Origin of the sequence: Kitasatospora sp. MAA4, assembly GCF_029893355.1 — a bacterium.
Classification (GTDB): domain Bacteria; phylum Actinomycetota; class Actinomycetes; order Streptomycetales; family Streptomycetaceae; genus Kitasatospora.
Map to the genome: position 1 here is coordinate 57876 of NZ_JARZAI010000021.1, position 19967 is coordinate 77842.

A 19967-nucleotide genomic window follows, 5' to 3' on the forward strand; every position below is an offset into this window, starting at 1 on the left:
CATGGCGCGCATCGCTCTCCTGCGGTCCATCGAGATCCAGCAGACCGACCCGTACGTCGGCCAACTCTCGTCGCTGTGCAAGGAGTTGGATCTCCAGCTCAAGCTCTTCTACACGGACGGGGAGTGCGCCCCCGGCGACTTCCCCGGCGAGTCCGAGAAGCTGGCGAGCGACCTGTCCAGCGAGGCGATCGCCGAGCTGATCCTGGCCTGGGGCGCCGACGGCGTGATCTCGCTGTCCATCCCGGACGAGAACTCGCTGCGCGACGCGGTGGTCAAGGAGCGGCTGGCCGCGCACGGCGTACCCATGGTGATGCACGGCCTGGACGCGACCTGCGCACTGGCCAACAAGTGGGAGACCAAGCTGGTGCTGGCCGCCCACGGGCTCGCCTCCCCGGCCGGGCTGCTGATCGACGGCGACGTGCTGAACGGGCGCAACGTCCCGGTGCCCGCCTACCGCGACTTCCTCACCGCCAAGGCGTCCGAGATCGGCTACCCGGTGCTCAGTAAGCCGCTCTGGGACTGCCTGGGCACCGGCATCCGCTTCCTCCCCGACCAGGACGCGCTGGTCGCCTACCTGGACGACCCCTACGACGGCAACACCGTGCTGGAGAAGTGCCTGTCCGGCGAACTCTGCTCGGTGGAGATCATCGGCAGGACCGGCAGCTACGCGGTGCAGCCGCTGATCTGGAAGGGCCCGACCGGCGGCGCGCCCTCGTTCGCGTTCGGGACGGTGCGCTACACCGCGCCCCGCCAGGAGCCGGACGCGCACTTCGAGCCGGTCGCCGAGCGACTGCGCGGGCTGTGCGAAGGGCTGGGCATCGAGGGGGCCATCGAGGTCGAGATGATCTACGCCGACGGGGACTACCACGTCATCGAGATCAACCCCCGGGTATCCGGCTCGACCACGCTCTCGATCGCCGCCTCCGGCAGCAACACGTACGCCGGACTGATCCACCTCCTGCTCGGCAACTGGGCGCAGGAGTCCCGGGGTTTCGGCGAACGACGGCGGCTGGCCTTCCAGTTGCCGATCTGCCCGCCGACCCCGGCCCTGAGCGCCGTCCTCGGGCAGCGGCTCGACCTGATCCGGGCCAGCAGCTTCCACATCGACGGCCGGACCTACGCGAACATGGTCGTCACCTGCGAGTTCGACGGCACGGCCACGCTCGCCGCCACCCTGCTCGAACTCACCCTGGAGCACGGCCTGCTGGCCCCACCGGTGCTCGCCGAGCTGGAGAACCTGCTGGATCAGCAGGTCCCGGCCACCGTCTGACCGCCACCCGATCACGCATCAATTCAGCACCCCCTCTACTGGATTGGAACTCCACCATGTTGGTGACCGAAGTCAACACCCCGCTGCTCGACGAGCCGGGGGTCGAACTCCGAAGCGACATCACGGTCGAGCTGGTCGACCACTCGGCGAGCGACGCCGGGGTGGTCCGGGCCGCCCGGGTCTCGACCATCGGCGAGAGCGCGCAGCTGGAGGACAAGGGCGAGGGCTACAGCGCCGGACTCATCAACTACCTGATGAAGAGCCGGCACGGCAGCCCGTTCGAGCACAACTACCTGACCTTCCTGATCACCGCGCCGATCTTCACCGTGCGGCACCTGATGCGCCATCGCACCTGGTCGTTCAACGAGGAGAGCGCCCGCTACCGCGAGATCCGCCCGGTATTCTACGTGCCGGACAGCGACCGCCTGCTGCGCCAGGAGGGCAAGCCGGGCGACTACACGTACGTCGCCGGGGCAGCCGACGACCACGAGCACGTGCTGACCTCCGCGCACTCGGTCTACTCCAAGGCGTACGAGGAGTACAGCTCGATGCTGGAGGCCGGCATCGCCCGCGAGATCGCCCGGATGGTGCTGCCGGTGGCGACCTACTCCTCGGTCTACGCGACCTGCAACTCCCGGGCGCTGATGCACTTCCTGAGCCTGCGGACGAACCGCCAGGACGCCAGCTACATCTCGCACCCGCAGCGCGAGATCGAGCTGGTCGCGGAGCAGATGGAGGCCGCCTGGAAGGAGCTGATGCCGGTGACCCAGGCGGCGTTCGAGGCCTACGGCCGGGTCAGCCCGTAATGCGGGTCACCGTCTACGCCGGATCCTCGGCCGGCCACCAGCCGGCGTTCGCCCAGGAGACCGCCGTCTTCGCACGTGAACTCGCCGGCGCGGGAGTGGAGATCGTCTACGGCGGCGGCAGCGTCGGACTGATGGGCGTCCTCGCCGACAGCGCGCTCGCGGCCGGCGGCAAGGTCACCGGGGTGATCCCGCAGTCGCTGGTCGACGCCGAGGTCGCCCACCTGGCGCTGACCGAACTGCGCGTCGTCGACTCGATGCACGAGCGCAAGGACACCATGGCGCAGCTGGCCGACTGCTTCGTCGCGCTGCCCGGCGGGCTGGGCACGGTGGAGGAGCTGTTCGAGGTCTGGGCCTGGCTCATCCTCGGCCACCACGCCAAGCCGGTCATGCTGCTGAACATCGACGGCTACTGGGACCGCCTGCTCGACCTGGTCGACGGGATCGCCCGGGCCGGCTTCATGAAGCCCGAGGAGTGCGCCTCGCTGGTACCGGTGGCCAACGCCGCCGAACTGTTCGACGTCGTCGCCTCCTGGCAGCCCCCCGCCCCTCGCTGGGGCTGAACCCGTCGCTGGGGCTGAACCCCCACGCCTTCCCCGAAGGGATCAACGATGCACGAGAGCATGGTCGTTCCGGCCTTCTCCAACCTCCCGGGCGCGGCCCGCCTCAAGGGCGACTTCGACGTCGCCCGGCTGGAGGCCGACCTCCAGACCCTGCGGCACGAGAGCTGGAGCCGCCAGCGCAGCTACAGCTCGGACGGGGTCACCACCGTCGCCGAGGTGGACTGGCGGATTCTGCCGCTGCGCAACGCGGGCGGCAACGCCGAGCGCACCGACCCGGGCGGCCCCGGCCTGGTGGACTTCGAGTTCACCCACTGGGTGGCCGAGGCGCCCTACCTCCGGGAGATCCTGGAGAGCATTCCGGCCCAGCTCCGGACGGTCCGGCTGATGGCGCTGGGCCCCGGCGCCTCCAGCTGGGTGCACTACGACAACAAGTACGGCATGGCCTGGGGCATCGTGCGGATGCACATCCCGATCACCACCTACCCCGATGCCAAGCTGTTCATCGAGGGCGAGCTGCACCAGTGGCAGCCCGGCAGCTTCTGGTTCGGCGACTTCACCCGGATGCACCAGGTGGAGAACACCGGCTCCGAGACCCGGGTGCACCTGGTGATCGACGCCTTCCCCAGCCGGGAGCTGCTCGAGTGGTTCCCGGCCGAGTTCCGCGAGCCGAAGGTGCTCGACGAGATCCTCTTCGGCCGGGCCGTCCAGCCGCTGACCGAGGCCGAACTGGCGGGCTACCAGGTCGAGTTCGACCTGCCGGAGTCGTTCGCGGACTGGGAGGAGGAGGACGGCGCGTTCCTCAAGCACCAGCGCAGGCTGACCGCCTCGGTCGCGCCGGTGGACGGGCAGCTGCTGCTCTCGCTGGACGGCGAGCCGACCTTCGTCCTGGTCCACCACGGCGACGGCGAGTTCCGCTTCGCCGGCTGGACCGACGAGCGCACCGTCCAACTCCCGCCGGCAGGTGCGGAGCAGGTGGTGCTGCGGACCCGCCGGGGCAGCCAGGTGCGCGAGCTGACCGTGAAGGCCCGCCGGGGCTGAGCCTCACACGAACCGAAACGAGGTGTGACTGTGGAGACCACGGAGGCGACGACCGCCGCGCCGGTGACGCTGGTGGACGGCTATGTGCCGGTCATCGACCTGAGCGGCGCCCGGATCGGCGACCCCGATCGGCGGGCGCTGGTCGCGGAGACCATCGACAAGGTCTGCCGTACCAGCGGCTTCCTGGTGATCGCCGGGCACGGTGTCCCGGAAGCGACGATCACCGAAATGTACCGCGCCACCCGCGAGTTCTTCGCGCTGGCAGCGGAGGAGAAGAACGCGCTGCGCTCGGAGCCGGGCGACCCGCTGATGCGGGGCTTCGGGCGCCAGGGCAGCCTGGCCGCCTCCAACCCAGACGCGGCGGTCGAGGCGGAGCGGGCACTGCCCGATCTCTCCGAGACCTACACGATCAACCGGCTCGGCCAGCCCGAGGGAGCCCGCTCGCTCCCGGCCGAGGCGGACCCCCGGCTCGGTTCGCCCAACCTGTGGCCGGACCTGCCCGGCTTCGCCGAGGCGTACCTGGCGTACTACCGGGCGATGGAGGAGCTGGCCGGGGAGCTGATGCGGCTGTTCGCGCTCGGACTCGGGCTCCCGGAGGGCTGGTTCGACGACAAGATCGACCAGCACATGACCAACCTGACGGCGAACTACTACCCCGCGCAGCAGGTCGCCCCCGAGCCCGGCCAGCTCCGCAAGGGCGCGCACAGCGACTGGGGCAGCCTGACCATCCTGTACCAGGACAGCGCCCCGGGCGGTCTCCAGGTGCTGGACCGGGCGGCCGACCGGTGGCTGGACGTGCCGGTGGTGGAGGGCTCGTTCGTGGTCAACATCGGTGACCTGATGGCGATCTGGACCAACAACGCCTGGGTGAGCACGGTCCACCGGGTGGTCAACCCGCCCAGGGCGCTGGCCCACACCGAGCGCTACTCGGTGCCGTTCTTCCATCAGCCCAACTACACCGCCCTCATCGAGTGCATCAGCACGTGTACCGACGAGAGCAACCCACCCCGGCACTGGCCGGTCAGGTCGGGTGCGTACATCATGGGCAAGTTCTCCAGGGCATACGGCACCTGAGACACAGTCATGCAGGTGGCCGCCGGCACCCCGGCGGCCACCTGCCCCAGACACCCCGGCAGTAGAAGCAGGAGCACCATGGACAGCAGCTCAGCCGCGCCCCGACCGCAGCGGGGCCTGCGGAACGCCCTCGGCCTTCCGGATCTCACCGGCAACGGCCGATTCCTCTCCGCCAACATCATCGACAGCCTCGGCAACGGCCTCGTGCTGGCGTTCACCCTGGTCTACTTCACCAGGACCACCACACTCCCGCTGGTGGAGATCGGCGCCGCGCTGACGCTCGGCCAGCTGCTCTCGCTGCCCGCGCCCGCGCTGGTCGGGCCGCTGCTCGACCGGATCGGCCCGCGCGCGATCGTCGCGGTCGGCAACCTGGTGTCGGCCGTGGGCTTCCTCGGCTTCCTGTTCTCCGACACCCTCTGGCTGATCGTGGTCTTCCAGGTGGTGGTGCAGATCGGCTCCAACCTCTACTGGACCTCCAGCCGTTCGCTGGTGGTGCTGGCCGCCGCCAACAGCGGGGAGCGGCAGCGCTGGTTCGCGATGATCGGCGCGCTGCGCAACATCGGGGCCGGCTTCGGCGCGGCCGTGGCGGCGCTGATGGTCCAGTTCGCCGGGGCCGACGGTCTGCGCGCCGTGCTGCTGGCCAACACCGGAACCTTCCTCCTCGCGGCCTGGCTGATCCAGTCCTGGCGGCCGGCCGGCGAGGCCCCGAAGGCTTCGACCGGGGCCGGAGCCGAGGCCGCACCCGCCGGCGGCTACCTCGACGTACTGAAGGACACCGCCTACCTGCGACTGGTCGGGGCCAACCTCGGCCTGGTGTTCGCCGGGATGGTGCTCCCGGTGCTGCTCGCGGTGTACGCGACCGAGGCCCTGCACGCGCCCGCCTGGATCGTCGGCGTGCTGGTGGTGCTCAACACCGCTCTGGTGGCGGGCACCCAGACCCTGGTGAACCGCTGGGGCGAGCGCTTCCGGCCGAACCGGCTGCTCGCGCTGGCGGGCGTCGTGAACGCGGTGTCCTTCACCGTCTTCGGCGCGCTGGGCTCCCTGCCGTCCTGGGCCATGGAGGTCGGCCTGGTGCTGGCGGTGCTGGTCTACACGCTCGGCGAGATGCTGTCCGGACCGCCGTCCAACGAGTTGAGTGTCGCGATGGCCCAGGACCACATCCAGGGCCGCTACCAGGCAGCCTTCCAGCTCTCCTGGACGCTGGGCGGCGCGCTGTCCCCCGTACTGCTGACCGCCCTGCTGGCGCGCGGTCCGCTCTGGCCGTGGATCTTCCTCGGCGCGTTCAGCCTGCTCAGCGTCCTGCTGGTGCAGGGGCTCGGCCCCCGTCCGGCCCAGCAGCAGGACTCCGAGCAGCCCGTCCGACAGGAGGTCTGAGATGGCGATCGAATCAGCCGCGACCGGCGCGGCGGGTGCCGTGATCCGCTGGATCGAGCTGCCGGGCAGCGGGCCCGTCCGGGTCTACCTGCACGGGCTCGGGGCGATGGCGGCCCCCTACTTCACCGAGATCGCGGCGCACCCGCTGCTCGCCGGGCACCGCTCACTGCTGGTGGACCTGCTCGGCTTCGGCCTCAGCGACCGCCCGGCCGACTTCGACTACCGGCTGGAGTCGCACGCCGACGCCGTCGCGGACGCGCTGCGCGCCGCCGGGGTCTCCGGGGCCGATCTGATCGGCCACAGCATGGGCGGCGCGGTCGCCATCGTGCTGGCGCACCGCCACCCCGAGCTGGTCGCCCGCCTGGTGGTGGTCGAACCCAACCTCGATCCGATCACCCCCTCCCGGCGGCCCGGCAGCAGTGGCCTGGCCACCTACACCGAGTCCGAGTTCCTGGCCGGCGGCTGGGCCGAGGTGCTCGACCGGGTCGGCCCGTACTGGGCCGCCACCATGCGGCTGGCCGATCCGCTGGCCGTGCACCGCAGCGCCGTCGAGCTGTTCCGGGGCAGCGTGCCGATCATGCGCGAGCTGCTCACGGCGCTGCCGCAGCGCCGGACCCTGCTGGCCGGCGAGGAGTCCGGACTGCCCGACCGCGCCGACGAACTCGAAGCCGCCGGCGTCGAGTTGATCACGATCCCGGCGGCCGGCCACAACGTGATGCTCGACCAGCCGGACGCCTTCGCCCGAGCCGTCGCCGAAGTCCTCGGACGCGCCTGAGGCCGGCCCCGCGCCGGCTGCCCCTCGCACCACCGCACACCTCTCATCACAAGGAGAACCCGAGCCATGACGCGCACTCAGACCGGCGGTCCCACCGTCACCGAGAACGCCGTGACCGCCGCCTACCTGGCGAGCCGCCCCTCCGCCGAGTCGCTCGCGGCGCTCTGCTCCGGCGACGACGCGTTGCGCGCCGCACTCGGCCCCCACTACCTGAACCGGCCCGTCTTCCTGGACGGCAGCGTGACCAGGGACCTGGGCGAGCGGCTCAGCCGGCTGTACGACATCCTGCTGTCGCTCCCCGAGCGGCTCTACGGCAACGACGTCCGCAAGCTGGCCACCGCCGTCGGCTGGTCACCCCTGCTGATCGACACCGCGCTGCGCCCGGACGGCACCCCGCGCAAGGTGCCGCGCGCCGCCCGCTCCGACTTCTACCAGGAGGCGAGCGGCTTCCGGCTGCTGGAGCTCAACGTCGGCAGCCCGCTGGGCGGTTTCGACACCCCGCTGATCAACCGGGCGATGCTCCGCGACCCGCAGCTGGCCCGGTTCGTCGCGGAGCACAAGCTCCAGTACGCCGACACGCTCGCGCTGCTGGTCGAGCTGTGGCGGGAGAACTTCCCCGCGCTGGACTTCGACAACGCGCCGCTGGTCGCCCTGGTGGACTGGCCCAACAGCTTCCCGACCCTCGGCCCCCGGCTGGAGACGATGGCCTCGATGCTCGCCGAACTGGGCATCGAGGCGATACCGTGCCACGCCGGCCAGGTGGAGGACCGGGCCGACGGCCTCTACGTGCACGGCCGCCGGATCGACCTGGTGCACCGCTGGTTCGTCAGCGAGGACATGATCGAGAGCGCCGACGCCGCCCTGGCCCGGCCGATCCTGGCCGCCGCCGAGCAGGGCCGGGTCGAGCTGTTCGCCACCCTGGAGACCGAACTGTACGGCGCCAAGGGCTGCCTGGCCGTGGTGAGCGACGAGCGCCACCGTTCGAGCTTCGACGCGGCCGAGCTCGGGCTGATCGACACGCTGCTGCCCTGGACCCGGATGCTCGCCGACCGCAAGGTCGACGCGGAGGGCGAGTGGGTCGACATGGTGCCCTATGTGCTGGCACACCGCGAGGAGTTCGTCCTCAAGGCCACCGCCGGGCACGGCGGCCTCGACGTGCTGGTCGGCTGGGAGGCCGAGCCGGAGCAGTGGCGCAGCCGGGTGCTCGCGGCCGCCGACGGCCCGTACGTCGTGCAGCGCCGGGTCCGCCCGCTGGTGGAGCGGTTCCCGGTCGGCGACGGCTCCGGGGCGACCGAGCCGGTGGTGATCAACTGGGGCGTTTTCCTGCTCGGCCGGCAGTACGGCGGCGCGTTCAACCGCGGCATCGCCAACCCGGACCCGGGCGTGATCAGCCTGGCCAACGGCGCGAGCTTCACCGCCGCATTCCACACCACCGACTCCTGACGGTCAGACGGCGTCCAGCTCGAACAGCACCACCGTCGCCGCCACCCGCACCGCGCCCTCGTGGTGCGGGGGCTTGGCGGCGTCGTGCAGCAGAGCGCCCAACTCCCGTGCCATCGCGAGCGCTCGGTCCCAGACCTCGGGGTCGACCCAGAGCTCCGCATCGGTCAGCGCGTCGGGCGCGCCGACCACGCGCTCGCCCGTCCGGCGGCGCAGCTCCTCGCCCAGCGCGGCCGCGAGCAGCTGGTGCTCGGCCCGCGCGGTCGCGCCGACCCTCTCGCCGCTCTCGGGGTCGTGCCGGTAGCGCTTGGCCCGCCCGCCGCGCACCGACACCTCCTCCACCACCTCCAGCAGCCCGGCCGTGTGCAGCCGCCGCAGGTGGTAGCTGACGTTCGCCTGGCTCTCCCCCACCGCCCGCGCCGCCTCGGCCGCACTCATCGCGTGCCGGGTCAGCAGCGACAGCAGCCGCAGCCGCAGCGGATGGGCCAACGCCCGCAGCCCCTCGGCCATCTCGCCGTTTCCTCGTTCGGTCACGCCAAGCAGCATGACCGCCCCGACTCCCGCGGTCAAAGATCCACGGGACTCAGCGCAGGTCGGTGAGTTCGGCGGCGAAGACCGTACCGAGCGGCTCGGGGCCGATGTACTGCTGGCAGTTGCAGGGGCGGGGTTCGTACTGGAGGGGCTTGCGGTCGGCGTCCCAGGCGGTGGGGGCCTGGACCAGCTCGTGGCACTTGCCCTGCCTGTCGTGCTTGGCCAGGTGGTGGGTGCAGCCGCAGATCGGCTCCGGCGGGCGGTTGGCCGCCTCAAGGGCGATGCGCTGGCGCTCGTCGGCCTGGAGGATCTCAAGCTTGCGCTCGTGGCGGTGCTTCAGTGCGGCCCGCCCGTTGTTGACGATCCAGTTGCCGCCGATGAGCAGCGGGATCACCGCGGACCACAGCCATCCACCCATTGCCGTACCTCCCCCTCGAACCGATGGTCCCAGGCTACCGACCGTCGGCGGCGGCCGGTACCAGGAGGTCAGTCGGAGTCGGAGTCGTCGGGCCGGTTGCGGCGGCGGGCGATCAGCCAGAGCGCGAGCGTCCCGACCACGAACAGGCCGATCAGCACGGTCGCCACCGTGCCCACCACGTTCTCCACCCGCCGGTACGCCGAGCCGAGCGCGTACCCGAGCAGGCAGTAGCCGACGCCCCACAGCGTGCCGCCGGCGATGTTGAAGGCCGAGAACCTGCCGTACGGCATCCGCGCGATGCCGCACAGGGTCGGCACGAGGGCGCGGAACAGCGTGAAGAACCGCCCGAAGAAGACCGCCGCCGCGCCCCGCTCGTGGATGAAGCGGCGGGCCCGTTCGATCGTCTGCCGGTGCCGGACCGCGCTCCCGGTGCGCAGCAGCCGCGGGCCGAAGTGCCGCCCGAGCCAGTACCCGGCCGCGTCGCCCAGGATCGCCGCGACCACCACGACCACGATCAGCACCGCCAGGTTCACCCCGCGGTTCGCGGAGGCGATGGTCCCGGCGATCAGCAGCGCGGTCTCGCCCGGCAGGACGAAGCCGACGAAGAGCGCGTCCTCAGCGAAGATCAGCAACCCCACCACGGCGTAGACCAGAGGGCCGGAGAGTCCGAAGAGCCAGTTGCTGAGCGACTGCACGGGGTGAGGCTCCTTCCCGAAGGACGGCTCTACCCCACCGTAGACGAACCGGCCGCCCGGGCCCCGATCGAGTAAGGCGCCTCCGCAGGCAGCAGGGCCGCCGCGGCCTCCCGCTGCCCCGCGCGGACCAGCTCGTGCACCTGGTGCGCCAGCGGCGTGACGTCGCGGACGCCGACCAGCCAGTGGTCGGCGTAGTCCCTGGTCGCGCTCCCGCTGAGGCCGAGCTGGAGCGAGCGGTACGGCAGCGGGCGCAGGTCCAGGTCGCGCTCCGGGTCCCACTGCACCCGCACCGGCGACTCGCGCAGCAGGGCCTTCCACTGGGCGCGGTCGGCGTGCACGGCGGAGTCGTAGTGCGAGAGGCAGGCCTGCGCGAGTGCCTGGTCGAAGCCGGTCCGGCTGATCTCCAGGGCGAGCACGCGCTCCTGGCCGGGCTTGGTGCCCCAGCCGCTGCGGTACATCATCCACAGGAAGCTCGGCTTGATCCAGGTCATCCGGGACCGGCTCCAGCTCTCCGGGAAGCGCCCGTCCCGCGCGGTGGGGTCGCCGATCTCGGGGTTGTACGCCTGGTAGACCGTGACCGTGTCGGCGGTGTGGAGGGCGCGGATCTCCCGAGGAGGGGCGTCGCGGACGGTCATCGGTGGTCGCGGACCCAGCCGGCCAGCACCTTGGCGCAGTCGTCCACCGCGTCCCGCCAGGCGCGGGCGGCGCCCTCGCCGGCCTCGTCGCTGACGTACTTGACCAGCCGGACCGGGACGTCCGCGCGCCGGGCGACGCTGGCGAGCGCGTAGCCCTCCATGTCGACCAGGTCGGCCAGCTCGGCGAGCCGGTCGCGGGCGGCGGGGTCGGAGACGAAGAGGTCGCCGGTGGCCAGCGTGACGCCCTCGGCGGCGAGGGTGAGCGGCCCGCCGACGTGGTGGCCGGTGAGGCTGGTCAGCAGCGCGGCGTCCAGGTCGTGCTCGATGACGGTGCCGATCTCGTGGACGCGGCCCTGCAGGCCGGGGCGCAGCGCGCCGGCGGTGCCCAGGTTGACCACCTCGGACGGCAGCGGGCCGCGCGCGAGGACCGACGCCAGCGCCGCGGTCGCGTTGACCTTGCCCATGCCGGTGAGCAGCACCGGGAGGTCCGTGTCCAGGTGGGCGGCCTCCTCGGCGACGGCGAGGACGAGGAGCGGGCGGTCGGGGGCTACGGTTCCGGTCAGCTGCATGGCGGCCATGGTAGAGCGGTCAGCCCTCGGCGCCGTAGCGGTGGCGCAGGTTGGGGTCGTCCAGCCACCAGGGGCGCATGCCCTGCTCGTCCTCGGGGGCCGCTCCCCCGACGGCCGCAGCCTCGGCGGCGGCTTCGAAGCGGGCGTCCAGCTCGGCGTCCACCGCGGCGGTCTCCGCCTTGCCCTGCACCATCATCCGCCGCACCAGCGCCCAGACGAACGGCAGGCCGACCAGGTCGCCGAGCACCCACAGCGAGTTGCCGCCCCAGGTCTGGTCCTGCGCGATGCTGGGCCCCCAGGGCCGGGCCAGTTCGGTGTAGTAGTGGCCGCCGACCAGGTGGCCGCCGTAGATCAGCACGATGCCGAGGCCGGCGTCGAAGATCACTTCGGCGAAGGTGATGAAGAGGCCGACCAGGTGCGGGTACTCGTGGCCGACCGGGTCGATCTGCAGCCGCGGCCAGAAGTAGGCCAGGCCCAGCGCGACCAGCGACAGGTGCAGGCCGATGTTCCAGGCGCCGCTGGTGAGGGTCCTCTCGTACCAGGGGGTGAAGTAGAGCAGCCACGGCGGCGCCATCAGCAGCGCGGTCGAGATGGCGGGGAACATCAGCAGCTTGGACGGTCCGCTGCGCAGCGCCCGCAGGATGCGCTCGCGGCGGGCCGGCGGCGCGGTCTCCACCAGCAGCGAGACCGGGGCGCCGAGCGCGAGCAGCAGCGGGACGACCATCAGCAGCAGGACGACCTGCACGGCGCGGTCGGTGAACAGGATCCGCTCGTACACGCCGAGCCCGGAGCAGGTGACCCAGATCCAGAGCAGCAGCCCACCGAGGAAGGCGGCGGTGCGGGTGGGCTGCCAGGGCGTTCCGGCCCTGGCCAGCGCCCGTACGCCGAGCAGGTAGCCGCCGCCGAGCAGCACGGCCAGGGCCAGCACGACCGGCTCGGCCTGCCAGGAGGTGGCCAGGTCGGCCCACTGCCACGGCGGCGGGCCGTGGTAGCCGGTCGCCAGGACTCCGGTGGCCAGGACTGTGCTCTGCATCGTTCGCGCTCCATGCTCCGCCCGGGCGCGACGGTCTCCCGGGCATGGAGCCATGATGGCCGACTCGCGGACGATCACGGGCGGCGGGGCACCCGCGCGGCGGCCGGCAATCCGTACGGCATAGGGTGCCCCTCGCACGAGCGGCGAAGCGGGCGAAGCTCAAGTCCGGCGCAAGTCACGTGTGGCCGTCGGAGCGGGTGGCCATACTGCTGGCAACGGGCCGGTACCCGATCGTCGGGCGGCCCCAGGGGAGGGTGGGGCAGGTGGCGACACCACTGATGACGGGGGCACGACCTCCGAGACCGGACGGCGCCCCGGCGCTGCCGCCGCAGCCGTCGGGTCCACCGGCCCGGCGCCGGACGGGTTTGACGGACCGGCTGCGCCGGGCGGCCAGTACCGCACCGGGTCGGCTGCGGCTCTCCGCGGTGACGCTCGTCGTGCTGGTGCTGGCCTTCGGGGCGCTGACGGGCTGGCAGGTGACCACGCGCACCCAGGCCGCCGACCAGGTGCTGTCGAGCAGTCAGCCGCTGAGCCAGAACGCCGCCGAGATCTACCGCTCGCTGGCCGACGCGGACACCACCGCGGCGTCCGGGTTCCTGCTGGCCGGCAACGAGCCGGCGGCGGTCCGCCAGCGCTACCAGGGCGACCTGGCCAACGCCTCCCAGCTGCTCACCCAGGCCGCCGCGCACGCCGGCAGCTCCGCCGACGCGCAGTCCTGGGTCAGCCAGCTCAACCAGCAACTCCCGGTCTACGCGGGCCTGGTGGAGACCGCCAGGGCCAACGACCGGCAGGGCCTGCCGCTCGGCGCGGCCTATCTGCGGTACGCCTCCGACCAGATGCAGAACACCCTGCTGCCGATCGCCCAGAAGCTCTCCGACTACGAGACGGCCCGGGTCGGCCAGGACTACGGCGACGCGCAGAGCACGCCGTGGTTCGCCTACGCGCTCGGCGCGGTGGTGGCGCTGACGCTGATGTGGTTCCAGGTCATGCTGTTCCGCCGCACCAACCGGGTGTTCAACCTGGGCCTGCTCGGGGCCACCGCCGCGGTGCTCGCCACGCTGGTCTGGCTGACGGCCGGGGTCACCGGAGCCGACTCCGCACTGTCCCGCAGTCGCGCCACCGGGGCCGGCCCGTTGCAGGCGCTGGACAGCGCGCGGATCGACGCGTTGCAGGCCCGTACCGCGGAGAACCTCAACCTGGTCGCCCGCGGCTCGACCACCGCCTACGCCGACCAGTGGACCAAGTCCACCGACCTGCTGGCCACCGCGACCTCGGGCGGACAGCTCGGCCGGGCCCAGCAGCTCGCACCCGGCGGGGCCGGCCAGGACGTGGCCGACGCCCGCACCGAGTTCTTCACCTGGAAGCAGCGCCACGACGCGGCCTCGGCCAAGAACGACGGCGGCGACTACCAGTCCGCCCTGGACGCCACGGTGGGCACCGGCGCGGACACCAGCCAGCAGGCGTACCAGGCGCTGGACGCCAAGCTGGCGCAGGCGGCGGACGTCGAGAAGGCCGACTTCCTGAGCGCGGCGAGGAGCGGGCGGGACGCGACCGGCCTGGTCGTGGTGGCGGCGGGCGTGCTCGCGGTGCTGGCGGCCGCAGGGGTGCTGACCGGGATCGGCCGACGGCTGGCGGAGTACCGATGAAGGGGGCTGGGACGATGGCGAGGACGAGAACGCGGATCCGCTCGGCGGTGCTGGCGGCGGCCCTGCTGGTGCCGCTCACGCTGACCATGAGCGCGAGCGCGCAGAGCGGTGCTGGGGGCGTCCGCATGGCAGCTGCACCGGTGCTCGCACCGGGGGCAACCCCGACCTGCGACCCGACCAAGAGCGTGCGGCCGAGCCTGGACGAGAGCGGTCCGGCGGTCAGCGCCATCAAGCGGCGCGGCGTGCTGATCGCCGGCGTCGACCAGAACAGCTACCGCTGGGGCTTCCGCGACCCGGCCAGCGGCCAGTTGGAGGGCTTCGACATCGACCTGGTGCACGCGGTGGCCAAGGCGATCCTGGGCGATCCCAACAAGGTCCAGTTCAAGACCGTGCCGACGGATCAGCGTATTAATGCCATTAAGAACGGCCAGGTCGATCTGATCGCGCGTACGATGTCGATCACTTGTGATCGACTCAATGACGTCGCCTTCTCGACGGCGTACTTCGAGGCGGGACAGCAGGTGGTGGTGCCGCGGTCGGCCAGGGCGACCGGCATCGACCAGGCGCTGAAGGGGAAGACCGTGTGCGTGGCGGACTCCTCGACCGCGCAGACCGAACTGAAGAGCAATCAGCACGGCGCCGCGAAGGTCAGGGTGGTGGGCAATCAGCTGGACTGCCTGGTGCTGATGCAACTGGGTCAGGTGGACGCGACCATGACCGACAACGCGCTGGCCGTCGGCCAGGCCGCCCAGGACCCGACCGTCCAGGTGATCGGCCCCTCGCTCACCTCGGAGCCGTACGGCATCGCCATGGCGAAGGGGGCCACCGACCTGGTGGCCCGCGTCAACCAGGTGCTGGCGGACTACCGGCAGAGCGGTTGGCAGGCCAGCTACGACAAGTGGCTCGGCCCCTACCTGGGCCCGTCCAACGGCCCGCCGCCCGCCAACTACCTTCCATAGCAGGACAAAGAGCAGAGGACGAGAGTGAGGGCGTGGCGTTGACAGGATCCGCGGGCCCGGTGATGAGCCGGGAGGAGGTGGACCGCGAACTGGCCCGGCTGAGCGCCGAGCGCGAGGCCGTCGAGGCCGCGCTGCTGGCACTCCAGGACCACCCGGGCCGGCGGCTGCTGGAGGGCGCGGTCCTGTCCGGGCGCACCGAGGAGCGCTGGTCCGTGGCCGAGCCCGGCCTGACGCTGCTCTGGGCGCTGTTCGACCGGTACGTCGAGGCGCTCGCCTCGGCGCGCGCCGTCCGTTCGCGCCGGGTGCGCCCCAGCTCTCCCGAACTGGCCGAGCTGAGCGAGCTGCTGCGCGGCCGGGCGGTCACCGTCCCGGGCGGCCAGCTGCCCGACGTGCCCCGCCAACTGGGTGGGCCGGCCCGGCTGGTGGAGCAGGTCAGCCTGGCCCAGCTGCTGGACCGGATGAACGCCTGGTACGCCACCGTGCTGGACGTGGTGAACGCCGCCGACGCCGTCTGGTCGGCGCTGCCCGCCCGGATCGACCTGCTGCTCGCCGAGCTGCGCCGGGTCCGCACGCTGGCCGGATCGGTGGGCGTACAGGCCGGGGCGCACCCGCTCGGCGACGACATCGGCTCGCTGGAGCGCGAGTTGACGGCGCTGCGGGCCGAGGTGCTGACCGACCCGCTCGCGCTCTGGCGCCCCGCCCGGGTGCCGGCCCAGCGCGGCACCGACCCGGGAGCAGCCACCACGCAGGGCGTGGTGGACACCGAGCGCTTCGACCGGGCCGGCCGCGCGCTGGACGGCGTCCGGGTCGAGTTGGAGCAGCTGCTGCGGCTGCGCGACGAGGCCGACGAGCGGTTGCAGCAGGTCGCCGACCTGCTGCAGCGCGCCGACGCCACCCTCGTGGAGGCCCGCCAGGCGCGCGGCGAGGTGCTGGCGAAGATCGCGGCCACCGAGGTGCCGGCCGTCCCCGGTCCGCTCTCCGCCCTGCGCGAGCGGATCCACCAGGCGGCCGAACTCCAGCAGAACGGCCAGTGGCACCGGCTCGCGCCCCTGCTGGACACGCTGGAGGAGCAGGCCGCCAAGGAGCTGACCCGGGCCCGCCAGTCGCTGGGCGAGGTGACCGCGCCGCTGGCCGTCCGGGCCGAGCTGCGCGGCCGGCTGGACGCGTACAAGGCGATGGCGGCGCGGCTCGGGGTGGCCGAGGACCCCGAGGTGATCGAGCGCTACGAGAAGGCCCGCTGGCTGCTGTGGAGCGCTCCGTGCGATCTGCGGGCGGCTGCGGCGGCGGTCGCCCGGTTCCAGCAGGCGCTGCGTCCCGCGAGCGGGGCGCACGGGGCAGCACCGCGGGACGCCCCACCCAGTGGCGGCGGACAGCATTACTACGGACAGCAGAACGGTCAGGGGGTCTGAGAGTCATGGGCGAAACGTGTGTACGGCCGGGGTGCTCCGGCGGGGTCATCGACGCGGACGGCTACTGCAGTGAGTGCGGGCTCGCGGCGGCAGCGCCGGTGAGCAGTCCGGTCAGCAGTCCGACCGGCTCGTTCGGCAGCCCGCGCTGCGCACAGCCCGGCTGCACCGGTGCCATCGACGCGGACGGCTACTGCGACGAGTGCGGCATCGCGGCATCGGCCGGAGCCCCGGCCGCCTCCGGCGCCGCCGCGATCCCGACGGCCCGCCACGCGCCCGACTCCGCCCGCTCCTCGCGCACCGGCTCGGCCCGCTCGATGTCCGGCCGCTCCCGCTCGCACCGCTCCTCGCGGACCGGCACCGGCACCCGCGGCTCGGTCTCGGTGCGCAGCAGCAAGGGCACCACCACCGGCAGTTCGCGCTCCCGGCTCGGCGCCGGACTCGTGACGGTCCCTCCGGTACCCCGGCTCGACCCCGCCTCGGCGGTGCTGGCCAACCCCGAGGTGCCCGAGCGCAAGCGCTTCTGCAGCAAGTGCGAGTCGCCGGTGGGCCGGGAGAAGAACGGCGTGCCCGGCCGCCCCGACGGCTTCTGCACGCAGTGCGGCACGGCGTACTCGTTCACCCCCAAGCTGCGCCACGGCGACCTGGTCGGCGGTCAGTACGAGGTGCTGGGCTGCCTGGCGCACGGCGGCCTCGGCTGGATCTACCTCGCGGTGGACCGCCGGGTCAGCGACCGCTGGGTGGTGCTCAAGGGCCTGCTGGACACCGGGGACGAGGACGCCCTGGCGGTGGCCATCGCCGAGCGCCGGTTCCTGGCCGAGGTTGACCACCCGAACATCGTGCGCATCATCAACTTCGTCGAGCACCCCGACGGCTCCGGCTCGGTCGACGGCTACATCGTGATGGAGTACGTCGGCGGCAAGTCGCTCAAGGACATCGCCAACGAGCGCCGCACCCCGGACGGCCGGCGCGCGCCGCTGCCCGTCGAGCAGGCCATCGCGTACGCGCTGGAGGCGCTGCCGGCGCTCGGCTACCTGCACAGCCGCGGCCTGATCTACTGCGACTTCAAGATCGACAACGTGATCCAGAGCGAGGACTCGCTCAAGGTCATCGACATGGGCGCGGTGCGGCGCTTCGACGACGACGGCCCGATCTACGGCACCAAGGGCTACCAGGCGCCGGAGATCGCCTACGACGGCCCGTCGCCGTCCTCCGACCTCTACACGGTGGCCCGCACCCTCGCGGTGCTCACCTTCGACTTCCAGGGCTACAGCACCCAGTACCTCGACGAGCTGCCCGGCCCCGAGCTGGTCCCGATCTTCGAGCAGTACGAGTCCTACTACCGCCTGCTGGTGCGCGCCACCGACCCCGACCCGAGCCGCCGGTTCTCCTCCGCCGAGGAGATGGCCGACCAGCTGACCGGCGTGCTGCGCGAGATCCTGGCCCTCCAGGACGGCCTGCCCAGGCCCGCGCTCTCCACCCTGTTCGGCCCCGAACTGCGGGTGGTGGACACCGAGTTGCTGGCCGAGGGCAGCGGCTCGGCGCCCGGCCTGCCCAGGGTCGGCGCACTGGACGCGGCCGCCGCGGCACTGGCCCTGCCGGTGCCCCGGGTGGACCCGAACGACCCCAACGCCGGCTTCCTGGCCACCCTGATGGCCACCCGGCCGGGCGAGGCGATCAGCGCCCTGCAGAGCGCGCCGACCCACTCGGTGGAGCGCCAGCTGCGCGAGCTGCGGGCCCGGATCGAGCTGGGCGACCTGGCGGCCGTGCAGCGCGCGATGGCCGCGCTGGAGGCCGACCAGCCCGACGACTGGCGGGTGGTCTGGTACCGCGGGCTCGCCTCGCTGGTCGCCTCCGGCGCCACTGGTGACCGAACGCAGATTCAGGCCGCCGCCGAGGCCTTCGACGCGGTGTACGACGCGTTCCCGGGCGAGGCCGCGCCGAAGCTGGCGCTGGCCGTCTGCGCCGAGCTGCTCGGCAACGGCGAGGACGCCGCCGAGTTCTACCGCCTGGTGTGGAGCACCGACCACTCCTACGTCAGCGCCGCATTCGGCCTGGCCCGGGTCCGGCTGGCGGCCGGCGACCGGGCCGGGGCCGTGCTGGCACTGGAGTCGGTGCCGGAGACGTCCAGCCACTTCACCGCCGCCCGGATCGCCGGCGTGCGCTCGCGGCTGCGCGAGCGCGCGCCGCACGAGCCGCTCGCCGCCGACCTCGGCGCGAGCTCGGCGCAGCTGACCGCGCTGGGCCTGGACGACCGGCGCCGCGAGGAGCTCTCGGTGGAGCTGCTGGGTGCCGCGCTGGGCTGGGTGCTGGCCGGGCGCCCGGCCGGAGCGCCCGGGGTCGCGGCCCAGGGGGAACTCACCGTCCTCGGACATCCCGCCGACGAGCGGGAACTGCGCTTCGCCCTGGAGCGCTCCTACCGGGTACTGGCCCGGTTGTCCGATCGGGCGGAGAGCAGGATCGCGATGGTGGAGCGGGCGAACCGGACCCGTCCCCGGACTTGGGTGTGAGCTGATGCCGCAACAGACCGTGTGCCCGACCTGTGCGGAGCCGCTCGACCCGGACGACGTCTTCTGCGGCGTCTGCGGGATGAACCTCTCCGCGCCCCCGCCCGTCCCCGCCCCTTCCACCGAGCCCGACTTCGAGCTGGAGCCGGCCGCGGGCGCCGGCCCCGGCTGCGTGCACTGCGGCGGCCGGCAGGTGGCCCCCGACGGCTACTGCGAGGCCTGCGGGGGTGTCCAGCCGCGCCCGCGCGACCACATGGAGCAGTCGCTGCCGGGCGTCGCGGGCGTCAGCGACCGCGGCGTGCGCCACCACCGCAACGAGGACTCCTTCATGCTCGCGGCCACCTCGCTGCCCGGCGGCGCGTCCGCCGTGCTCGCGGTGGTGTGCGACGGCGTCTCCTCCGCCTCGCGCCCCGACGAGGCCTCGCAGGCCGCCGCCGAGGCCGCCTCGCAGTCGCTGCTGAGCACGCTCGAACAGGGTGTCGCGGCCGAACCGGCGATGCGCCAGGCGATCCTGACGGCCGCCGACGCGGTCGCCGCGCTGGCCTACGACGGCACCGCCCCGACGCCGCACTCCAACTCCCCCGCCTGCACCTTCGTCAGCACCGTCGCCGCGGCCGGCGTGGTGACGGTCGGCTGGGTCGGCGACAGCCGCGCGTACTGGATCCCGGACGACCGCGAGGGCGCCGAGCCGTACCGGCTGACCGAGGACGACTCCTGGGCGGCCCGGATGGTCTCGGCCGGCCTGATGGGCGAGGCCGAGGCGTACGCCGACGCCCGGGCGCACGCGATCACCGGGTGGCTGGGCGCCGACGCGGAGGAGGTCGAGCCGCACACCGTCAGCTTCACCCCGCACGTCCCCGGCGTGCTGCTGGTCTGCACCGACGGCCTGTGGAACTACGCCGAGGCCGCCACCCAACTCGCGGACCTGGTACGGGCCGACGCCCGGGCCGACCCGCTGCGGGCGGCCCGGGTGCTGGTGGACTTCGCGATCACCGCGGGCGGCCACGACAACATCACCGTCGCCGTGCTGCCGGTCGCGCCGCTGACCGTCGAGGGATACACCGAGACGCTGCTGGACATGAAGGTGCTGGGGCCGCTGCCCACGCAGCCGGCCGCCCCGCTCGCACCTCCCATGCCGCCGGTACCGCCGGCCGTCCCCGCACCCGCTGTCCCGTCCGACTGACGCTTCGGCAGGCCCGTCCCACCCCTTCTCGTCCCCGAATCAGGAGCT

Annotated in this window: 19 protein-coding genes; 13 read left to right on the plus strand and 6 right to left on the minus strand. The window is 72.7% G+C overall.

Going from position 1 to position 19967, the window contains the following annotated elements; genetic code table 11:
- Position 1: 1 nt before the first annotated feature.
- The 8 genes from P3T37_RS25930 (at position 2) to P3T37_RS25965 (ending at position 8340) form a co-directional block, all read left to right on the plus strand.
- On the plus strand, positions 2–1270 hold the full coding sequence (locus tag P3T37_RS25930; RefSeq protein ID WP_280726273.1) for an ATP-grasp domain-containing protein: 1269 nt from the start codon (positions 2–4) through the stop codon (positions 1268–1270).
- Between the two features lie 56 nt (positions 1271–1326).
- Complete coding sequence (gene thyX / locus P3T37_RS25935) at positions 1327–2076, plus strand: FAD-dependent thymidylate synthase (protein WP_280726274.1); 750 nt, start codon at positions 1327–1329, stop codon at positions 2074–2076.
- A complete protein-coding gene (locus tag P3T37_RS25940) occupies positions 2076–2636 on the plus strand; it encodes a TIGR00730 family Rossman fold protein (RefSeq protein WP_280726275.1) in 561 nt (186 codons plus the stop codon). Before thyX ends, P3T37_RS25940 begins: the two co-directional genes overlap by 1 nt.
- A 48-nt stretch (positions 2637–2684) precedes the next feature.
- Entirely contained in the window at positions 2685–3674 is a 990-nt protein-coding gene (locus P3T37_RS25945; protein WP_280726276.1) for an aspartyl/asparaginyl beta-hydroxylase domain-containing protein, read from the plus strand.
- Positions 3675–3704: 30 nt separating this feature from the next.
- Positions 3705–4748 (plus strand): 2-oxoglutarate and iron-dependent oxygenase domain-containing protein, encoded by a 1044-nt coding sequence (locus tag P3T37_RS25950; RefSeq protein WP_280726277.1) that lies wholly within the window; start codon positions 3705–3707, stop codon positions 4746–4748.
- A gap of 78 nt (positions 4749–4826) precedes the next feature.
- The gene (locus P3T37_RS25955) at positions 4827–6122 is read left to right on the plus strand and encodes an MFS transporter (protein WP_280726278.1); all 1296 of its coding nucleotides are present in this window, start codon (positions 4827–4829) and stop codon (positions 6120–6122) included.
- Between the two features lies 1 nt (position 6123).
- Positions 6124–6897 (plus strand): alpha/beta fold hydrolase, encoded by a 774-nt coding sequence (locus P3T37_RS25960; RefSeq protein ID WP_280726279.1) that lies wholly within the window; start codon positions 6124–6126, stop codon positions 6895–6897.
- A gap of 66 nt (positions 6898–6963) precedes the next feature.
- Entirely contained in the window at positions 6964–8340 is a 1377-nt protein-coding gene (locus P3T37_RS25965) for a hypothetical protein (RefSeq protein ID WP_280726280.1), read from the plus strand.
- A gap of 3 nt (positions 8341–8343) precedes the next feature.
- Here P3T37_RS25965 and P3T37_RS25970 read toward each other — a convergent pair whose 3' ends face one another.
- The 6 genes from P3T37_RS25970 to P3T37_RS25995 all read right to left on the minus strand — a co-directional run bounded on the left by P3T37_RS25970 (position 8344) and on the right by P3T37_RS25995 (position 12218).
- Positions 8344–8871 (minus strand): helix-turn-helix domain-containing protein, encoded by a 528-nt coding sequence (locus tag P3T37_RS25970; protein WP_280726281.1) that lies wholly within the window; start codon positions 8869–8871, stop codon positions 8344–8346.
- A gap of 49 nt (positions 8872–8920) precedes the next feature.
- Positions 8921–9286, minus strand: a complete 366-nt coding sequence (locus P3T37_RS25975) for a hypothetical protein (protein ID WP_280726282.1) — start codon at positions 9284–9286, stop codon at positions 8921–8923.
- Positions 9287–9354: 68 nt separating this feature from the next.
- Entirely contained in the window at positions 9355–9981 is a 627-nt protein-coding gene (locus P3T37_RS25980; protein WP_280726283.1) for a DedA family protein, read from the minus strand.
- 29 nt (positions 9982–10010) lie between these two features.
- On the minus strand, positions 10011–10616 hold the full coding sequence (locus P3T37_RS25985) for a DUF4291 domain-containing protein (protein ID WP_280726284.1): 606 nt from the start codon (positions 10614–10616) through the stop codon (positions 10011–10013).
- A complete protein-coding gene (locus P3T37_RS25990; protein ID WP_280726285.1) occupies positions 10613–11185 on the minus strand; it encodes a nucleosidase in 573 nt (190 codons plus the stop codon). The genes P3T37_RS25985 and P3T37_RS25990 overlap by 4 nt, the downstream gene beginning before the upstream one ends.
- 19 nt (positions 11186–11204) lie before the next feature.
- The gene (locus P3T37_RS25995; protein ID WP_280726286.1) at positions 11205–12218 is read right to left on the minus strand and encodes a cytochrome c oxidase assembly protein; all 1014 of its coding nucleotides are present in this window, start codon (positions 12216–12218) and stop codon (positions 11205–11207) included.
- A gap of 263 nt (positions 12219–12481) precedes the next feature.
- On the opposite strand from P3T37_RS25995, the gene P3T37_RS26000 reads away from it, so the two are divergent.
- From P3T37_RS26000 to P3T37_RS26020, 5 genes are read left to right on the plus strand one after another with little or no spacing between them, the layout of a single operon-like run.
- Complete coding sequence (locus P3T37_RS26000; RefSeq protein ID WP_280726287.1) at positions 12482–13864, plus strand: hypothetical protein; 1383 nt, start codon at positions 12482–12484, stop codon at positions 13862–13864.
- A gap of 14 nt (positions 13865–13878) precedes the next feature.
- Positions 13879–14823, plus strand: coding sequence for a glutamate ABC transporter substrate-binding protein (locus P3T37_RS26005; protein ID WP_280726288.1), 945 nt, complete (start codon positions 13879–13881; stop codon positions 14821–14823).
- A 32-nt stretch (positions 14824–14855) separates the two neighbouring features.
- Positions 14856–16232, plus strand: coding sequence for a hypothetical protein (locus tag P3T37_RS26010; RefSeq protein WP_280726290.1), 1377 nt, complete (start codon positions 14856–14858; stop codon positions 16230–16232).
- A gap of 5 nt (positions 16233–16237) precedes the next feature.
- Entirely contained in the window at positions 16238–18739 is a 2502-nt protein-coding gene (locus P3T37_RS26015) for a serine/threonine-protein kinase (RefSeq protein ID WP_280726291.1), read from the plus strand.
- A gap of 4 nt (positions 18740–18743) precedes the next feature.
- Positions 18744–19919, plus strand: coding sequence for a PP2C family serine/threonine-protein phosphatase (locus P3T37_RS26020; RefSeq protein ID WP_280726292.1), 1176 nt, complete (start codon positions 18744–18746; stop codon positions 19917–19919).
- The last annotated feature ends 48 nt before the right edge of the window (positions 19920–19967 follow it).